The sequence below is a fragment of the Oleiphilus sp. HI0117 genome, assembly GCF_001635235.1.
Window position 1 is genome coordinate 1 of record NZ_LWGA01000892.1, and the last position, 6,757, is coordinate 6,757.

The following is a 6,757-nucleotide window of genomic DNA, read 5'->3' on the forward strand; positions in this document are numbered from 1 at the left end:
GGCTATTCACCAAGCGTATAAATCGTCTTTGCCATACGCAAATGACGCTGTATATAATGGACACCACCATTAGCCAACTAGCAAGGCAATTACTATGCAACAATATCACGTCTATGGTTTAGGCGCCGCCCTCGTCGATACTGAAATTGAAGTCACCGATGAATTCCTATCCCAAGCTAATATTGAGAAAGGTCTAATGACCTTGGTGGATGAAACCCGCCAAGCCGAAATACTAGAGCTAATGAAAGAACACTTGGTTGGTAGTAAAAGAGCCAGCGGCGGCTCGGCATGCAACTCGATTATCGCTGCCAGTTACTTCGGTGCCAAGACCTATTATTCCTGCAAAGTATCAGACGACGAAAACGGCCTATTCTTCCAACAAGATACCCAAGCAGCGGGCGTGACCACAAGCGATAAAGCCCACCCGAATGGTACAACCGGAAAATGTCTGGTTATGATTACCCCTGACGCCGAACGAACCATGAATACATTCTTGGGCGTAAGCGCTGAATTAGATGAAGCACAGCTTGATGCTAAAGCTATTGCTCAATCTGAATACCTGTATATCGAAGGCTATCTCGTTACATCACCTAGTGGCAAACAAGCGGCCATCAAAGCACGGGAAATTGCCGAGCAGCAGGGTGTAAAAACGGCAATTTCCCTCTCTGACCCAGGAATGGTCGAGTTCTTTGGCGAAGGGCTAAAGGAAATGATCGGCCAACAGGTTGATTTATTATTCTGCAACAAAGACGAAGCACTCGCCTGGACACAAAGCAATAACATCGAAGATGCTGCTGAAAAGCTTAAAGAAACTGCAAAGTCTTTTGCAATTACTTTAGGAAAAGATGGCGCTCTCGTTTATGACGGCAATGAAATCTCAATAGTCGCTGGCGTTGAAGCAAAAGCAATCGATACAAATGGAGCCGGCGACATGTTCGCAGGTGCATTTCTTTATGCAATCACTCATGACCAAACCTTTGCCCAAGCAGCAACGCTTGCTAACAGAGCCGCAGCTCAAGTGGTGAGTCAGTACGGCCCGAGACTCAGACCAGAACAACATGCAGATCTGAAGTTCTAGATAAATATTCTTCCCGTTTAACAGCCTCGACTCATGAGGCTGTTAAATCTTATCACGACCTGAAACTGCAGATTAAAGCTCCCGTTGTTCCCTTTTCCAAATCTTCGACTACACTATTAAAATGTGAAACTTAAGGTAAGCTGTATAAAACTAAACACATTGCCTTTTTCCAATAACGCTGTTTATAATCGAAGGGCGTTACTTACAAAAAATGATTCAAGGAATTGCTATGAAAAAACTAATTTTAGGTGCATTCATTCTTTCTGCTCCATTTACTGCAATGGCTGCCGGCGGTCACGGTCCTGCAGGGTGCGGCTTAGGTACTGAAGTTATTTTCAAAAATGCAGATGAATGGCATGAGCACGTTCTTGCCGCAACAACTAACGGAATAGCCAGCCAAACTTTTGCTATGACCTCAGGCACACTTGGCTGTGAAGATGCAAACGGCCCTCTAAAAGTCCAAGTATCCCTTTTTATAGATAAAAACCTTGACCAACTGGCTCAAGACACTGCAATTGGTGAAGGTGAAACACTTGCTGCACTATCTGAACTTGTTGGCGTTGCTAAAGAAGATGCTGCTACATTCAATGCTGCATTGAAAGCAAGCTTTGACCAAATCTTTATGTCTGAAGCAACAACTTCTGGTGACGCATACCAAGCATTGGTTAGCGTAATGAGCCAGAACAAGACTCTTGCTAAATACCTAGGCTAATTAGCCTCGTTTAATCTACGCTTACGCTAGATCTAGAATCTAAAAAAGGGCACAATTTGATGCCCTTTTTTTGTGCCAGTTAAAAGACCGGCATTCACCCTAACGAGAGATATCATGCACTGCCCTTACCATTACATTCTGGTGAATGTAGCTTTTCTTGCCTGTCTAAGCTTTAACTCTCTCGCGCAAACGATACCAGATTCAAAACTTACTTCCCTAGCGGATAATGAACAATGGCTCGACCTTCTTCATTTTCACCAAATAGGCTTTATTCCGCGATTTGAAAGTCAGGTTGATGACGACAGTTTTTTTATCGCTCCAGACGGAAAGTACTCGCCAAAGTCTGAGCTCAAGGCTAATATTGCAGCGTTTACTGGCGACAGCAGCAACCTTGAGCTTATTTGCCAGTTCCCTGCTCGTTTTCATTGGCTAACACAACAACTCCCTGAATTGAACTTCCCCGAAGCCAAGTGCCCAGATTATGAGGACTGGTTCGCCAAGATCGACCCTAAAAGCTTAACCTTAAGCTTCCCGGCGGCCTATCTGAACAGCCCCTCCTCAATGTTTGGACATACCTTTATTCGTATAGATCGCGCCTCTGGCAGTAATGCACTACTAGACTACAGCATCAACTTTGCCGCCAATGCCAACCCTGACGATAATGAGCTAGTCTTTACCTATAAAGGTCTTTCCGGTGGCTACCCCGGTGTCTTTACAATTCTCCCCTACTATGAAAAAGTCAAAGAATACAGCCACCTGGAGTCACGCGACGTTTGGGAATACGCTTTAGACCTGACACAAGAAGAGGTCGAACAGTTTGTCCGACACACCTGGGAAATAAGAACGGTTCATTTTGATTATTATTTTGTAGATGAAAACTGCTCCTACCAATTACTCACCTTATTGGATGCAGCCAGCGAACGCTTTAACTTCGTCGACGCCTTCAAACTCAGCGCAATCCCTTCCGATACAGTACGCGCCATTGAACAAGCAGGAGCGGTAAAGCACGCACGTTTTCGCCCTTCTACCTTAAGCCTGATGACTCAGATGATCGATAACTTAAGCGATGATGAGATCCACCTTGCCAGGAACTTGGTAGAAGATAACAAGCTTGCAACAAACCACTTGCAAAGATTGGATACAGAAAGTCAGGCAAAGGTTTTGGAATTGGCCTACCAATACAGCCGCTACCTGGCAGTGAGAAAAAAATCCGACCTTCCACACCTTGGCAAACGAACGATCGAACTACTTTCGACTAGAAGTAAGATCGATAAGACTAAAGTATTTCCAGACTTTCCAACACCTAAGTATCGTGACGATCAAGGACATAACTCACGCCGATTAACGCTAGCCGGCGGTTATGACGGCAGCCACCATTTCCAGCAACTGGAAATTCGAGCAGCATACCATGATCAACTGGATGCCTTACCTGGCTATATTCAAGGCGCTAAACTTGAAATGCTTAACATGAAAGTTCGTCGTACCGAGGTAAATAACGAGGCAAAGACTCGACTCCAAGAACTGAAACTCATCGATATTGCCTCCTACACACCTCGAAACCTACTAATTACACCAATTTCCTGGCATGTTGCGACAGGCTTTTATCGACCTCGCAGCGCCCCTGAAGAGTTAAGCAGTTTTTTGAATGCTGGTGGAGGGCTGAGTTATGAATATCTTGGGCAGCGTCTATACATCCTTACTGACGGAGAACTGAATCTCGATAATGATATCGATAAAGGCTACTGGTTAGCAGCAGGCCCCCGACTTGGCTGGCTAAGCCAGCATGAAGACTGGAACCTAAAGCTAGAAGCCTATCGCCCCTTTGATCTCTTCGGCGCTAAGTTCAAGCGCTTGGATATTGAGCTTGGCTTTAGCTTCAACCTTGGTGCTCAATGGCAAATCCGGGCACAAACGGCTTACCACAGCTTTTATCAGCAACAAACCAAAGAACAAGCCTATCAGCACTCCTCCAGTTTTTCTCTGGTTCATTATTTTTAAGAGTAAGAAAAAGGGTTTCTCAATCGAAAACATACATTCCCTCGTCTCGCTGGCAGGGTTAGCGCGGGGTAGACTCAGCGAGGGGTGGAACCCTCTGCCTACAGATATGAGGTTATACTATTATTGTAGGTAGAGCCTTCCATGGCTCGCTAGCGGGTTAGCACGAGATATACTCATGCGAGAGCTGAAACCCTCTGCTGATTACGTCTAGACCAATAAAAAAATAGAAACTACCTGAACGAAACCATATCATTTAAACTGGCATGATAAATTTGAATCAGAGATATAAGCTATGAGCGACAGCACCACGCTAACTGCCCTTGAGATCGACCGCCAACATATCTGGCACCCCTACAGTGCAATTGGTGCACCCCATAAGATTTTTCATGTCGAATCAGCTCAAGGTTGCACACTCAAGCTAAAAGACGGAACAAAGCTAATAGACGGCATGGCGTCCTGGTGGAGCGTCATTCATGGTTATAATCACCCTACACTAAATGAAGCCCTAAAAGCACAATGCGACAAAATGTCTCATGTCATGTTTGGCGGTCTCACGCACGATCCAGCCATCGAGCTAAGCAAACTCCTGGTTGAGATCAGCCCTCAAAAATTAGAGGCTGTATTCTTCGCCGACTCAGGCTCTGTGGCCGTTGAAGTCGCCATGAAAATGGCAATTCAGTACTGGCATGACCAAGGCAAACCCAAGAAGCAACGCTTTATCTCGCTACTTAATGGCTATCATGGCGACACCTTTGCGGCCATGTCGGTGTGTGACCCGATAAACGGTATGCACTCACTGTTCTCAGAAACCTTAACCAAGCAGTTCTTTGTTCCAGCACCCACATCTAAGCCAGGTGAAGCCTGCAATGAACATGACAAGCAAGCCCTTAGAGCAGCGCTTGAGAACCACCACCAAGATACCGCAGCCATTATTATGGAGCCTATCGTTCAAGGTGCCGGGGGAATGCGCTTTTATTCTGAGTCCTATTTGAGAGAAGCTCGTAAACTTGCAGATGAGTTTGGCGTTCTGCTAATTTTTGATGAAATTGCTACCGGCTTTGGCCGTACCGGAAAACTCTTCGCCTGTGAACATGCCGAGGTAACACCCGACATTTTATGCCTAGGCAAAGCCATCACCGGTGGCTACATGACCCTCGCGGCGACGCTTACGACGAGACATATCAGTGATACCATCAGCTCAGGTAACCCAGGCGTTTTCATGCACGGCCCAACCTTTATGGCCAACCCTCTCGCTTGCGCTGTAGCATTGGCAAGCGTAAAGCAGCTTTTAGACTCGCCTTGGGAAGATCGTTTAGCTAATATCGAAACCAAGCTAAAACAAGGCTTAAGCCCATGCGCCAAGCTAGACAGCGTAAATGAAGTACGTGTCTTGGGTGGAATCGGTGTTGTCGAATTATATGAAGCCGTCAATATGGCTGAGATACAAGGCCGCTTCGTTGAGCAAGGTGTTTGGGTGCGCCCCTTTGGTAAACTCGTTTACGTCATGCCGCCTTATGTCATGAGCAATGATGAACTAGCAAAACTCTGTCAGGCCATCCATCACGTTATCAAACACTATCATCAAGTTTGAGCGGCTAATACTGCGTACTTACCGCTAAACTTAACGCAGGTTTTGCCATTCTCATCCGGGACGCTCACCTCAATATGGAAGACCGATTTTCCAAGCCCGGTGTGATGGTGCTGAGCTTTTTCCAAGATTTCGGGTGCAGGTGCATAAGCCGTGGCGACAAGCCGGCCTCTCAGTGGCCGAAGGTAGTTGATCTCCCCCTTGGCAACAACGATATCTCCCTTAAGCCCTAGCGCTTCAGCTTTAAGCTGAGTCATTCCCCAACCGGCGATCACACAGAGATTGTATAAGCTTCCACCAAAAGCGGTGCCTTTATCGTTAATATTCTCTGATAACGGTGCGCTGACCTTTAGTGTTTCGCCATCATAGGCATCAATAGAAACCTGGGCGGCACGAGCCAGCGGGAGATGTTTGATGAGAAAGGCCTCTAGCGCCTGCCCTTGCTTAGAATAATTTTCCACCATTACCGCCTCTCACTGTTTCCTACTCTTTTTTATTGAAGGTATTTTAAGCATAAAAAAAGGGAGGTTTTCAAACCTCCCTTCCTTTAATGGCCACTCAATGCACTGCAAGTGACCTAAGTTTCATCACTAAAGCTTATTCAGCTTCAGCTAATTCTTTCATGCTTAGCTTGATACGGCCTCGGTTATCGACATCTAGAACCTTAACCTTAACCATCTGACCCTCTTCAAGAACATCAGTTACTTTCTCAACACGCTCATTTGAGATTTGAGAAATATGAACCAAGCCATCTTTACCAGGCAAGATATTAACGAATGCACCGAAATCAACGATACGCTCAACTTTACCTTCGTAAACCTGACCAATTTCAGCTTCAGCAGTGATACCCATAATCATATCGATAGCTGCTTGAGCACTCGCATTGTCTTCACCAAATACCTTGATAGAACCGTCATCTTCGATATCAACTGATGCACCAGTCTGTTCAGTAATAGAACGGATCGTTGCACCACCTTTACCGATAACGTCACGAATCTTGTCAGCGTGAACACTCATGGTACGCATTGCAGGAGCCTTGTCAGACAAGTTCTCGCGAGATGCATCAATTACCTTGTTCATTTCACCAAGAATATGAATACGAGCATCGTGTGCCTGCTTAAGTGCGATATCCATGATCTGCTCATTGATACCTTCGATCTTGATATCCATCTGCAAAGCAGTAATACCTTCGTCAGTACCCGCTACTTTAAAGTCCATATCGCCTAAGTGATCTTCATCACCCAAGATATCAGTCAGAACGGCAAAGTCATCACCTTCTTTAACCAAGCCCATTGCGATACCCGCAACTGGCGCAGCTAAAGGTACACCCGCATCCATCATTGCCAAGCTGCTTCCGCAAACACTTGCCATTGAGCTAGAA

General features: G+C 45.8%; 6 protein-coding genes. 4 read left to right on the plus strand and 2 right to left on the minus strand.

All coding sequences use genetic code 11. The annotated features are described in order from the left end of the window. Nucleotides 1-94: 94 nt before the first annotated feature. The 4 genes from A3757_RS15700 to bioA all read left to right on the plus strand — a co-directional run bounded on the left by A3757_RS15700 (nucleotide 95) and on the right by bioA (nucleotide 5,379). A complete protein-coding gene (locus A3757_RS15700) occupies nucleotides 95-1,078 on the plus strand; it encodes an adenosine kinase (protein WP_068515182.1) in 984 nt (327 codons plus the stop codon). 229 nt (nucleotides 1,079-1,307) lie between these two features. Then, on the plus strand, nucleotides 1,308-1,790 hold the full coding sequence (locus A3757_RS15705) for a DUF3015 family protein (RefSeq protein WP_068515309.1): 483 nt from the start codon (nucleotides 1,308-1,310) through the stop codon (nucleotides 1,788-1,790). A 114-nt stretch (nucleotides 1,791-1,904) separates the two neighbouring features. Continuing rightward, nucleotides 1,905-3,788, plus strand: coding sequence for a DUF4105 domain-containing protein (locus A3757_RS15710; protein WP_068553173.1), 1,884 nt, complete (start codon nucleotides 1,905-1,907; stop codon nucleotides 3,786-3,788). A 292-nt stretch (nucleotides 3,789-4,080) separates the two neighbouring features. Further along, the gene (gene bioA / locus A3757_RS15715; RefSeq protein WP_068553619.1) at nucleotides 4,081-5,379 is read left to right on the plus strand and encodes an adenosylmethionine--8-amino-7-oxononanoate transaminase; all 1,299 of its coding nucleotides are present in this window, start codon (nucleotides 4,081-4,083) and stop codon (nucleotides 5,377-5,379) included. Here the strand turns inward: bioA and A3757_RS15720 are convergent. Together A3757_RS15720 and A3757_RS15725 are read right to left on the minus strand one after the other, a co-directional pair. Further along, the gene (locus A3757_RS15720) at nucleotides 5,370-5,840 is read right to left on the minus strand and encodes a YiiD C-terminal domain-containing protein (RefSeq protein ID WP_068515199.1); all 471 of its coding nucleotides are present in this window, start codon (nucleotides 5,838-5,840) and stop codon (nucleotides 5,370-5,372) included. The two genes, bioA and A3757_RS15720, sit on opposite strands and share 10 nt — an antisense overlap. A 133-nt stretch (nucleotides 5,841-5,973) precedes the next feature. Next, a partial coding sequence (locus tag A3757_RS15725; protein ID WP_156506350.1) for a S1 RNA-binding domain-containing protein occupies nucleotides 5,974-6,757 on the minus strand: 784 nt, incomplete at its 5' end.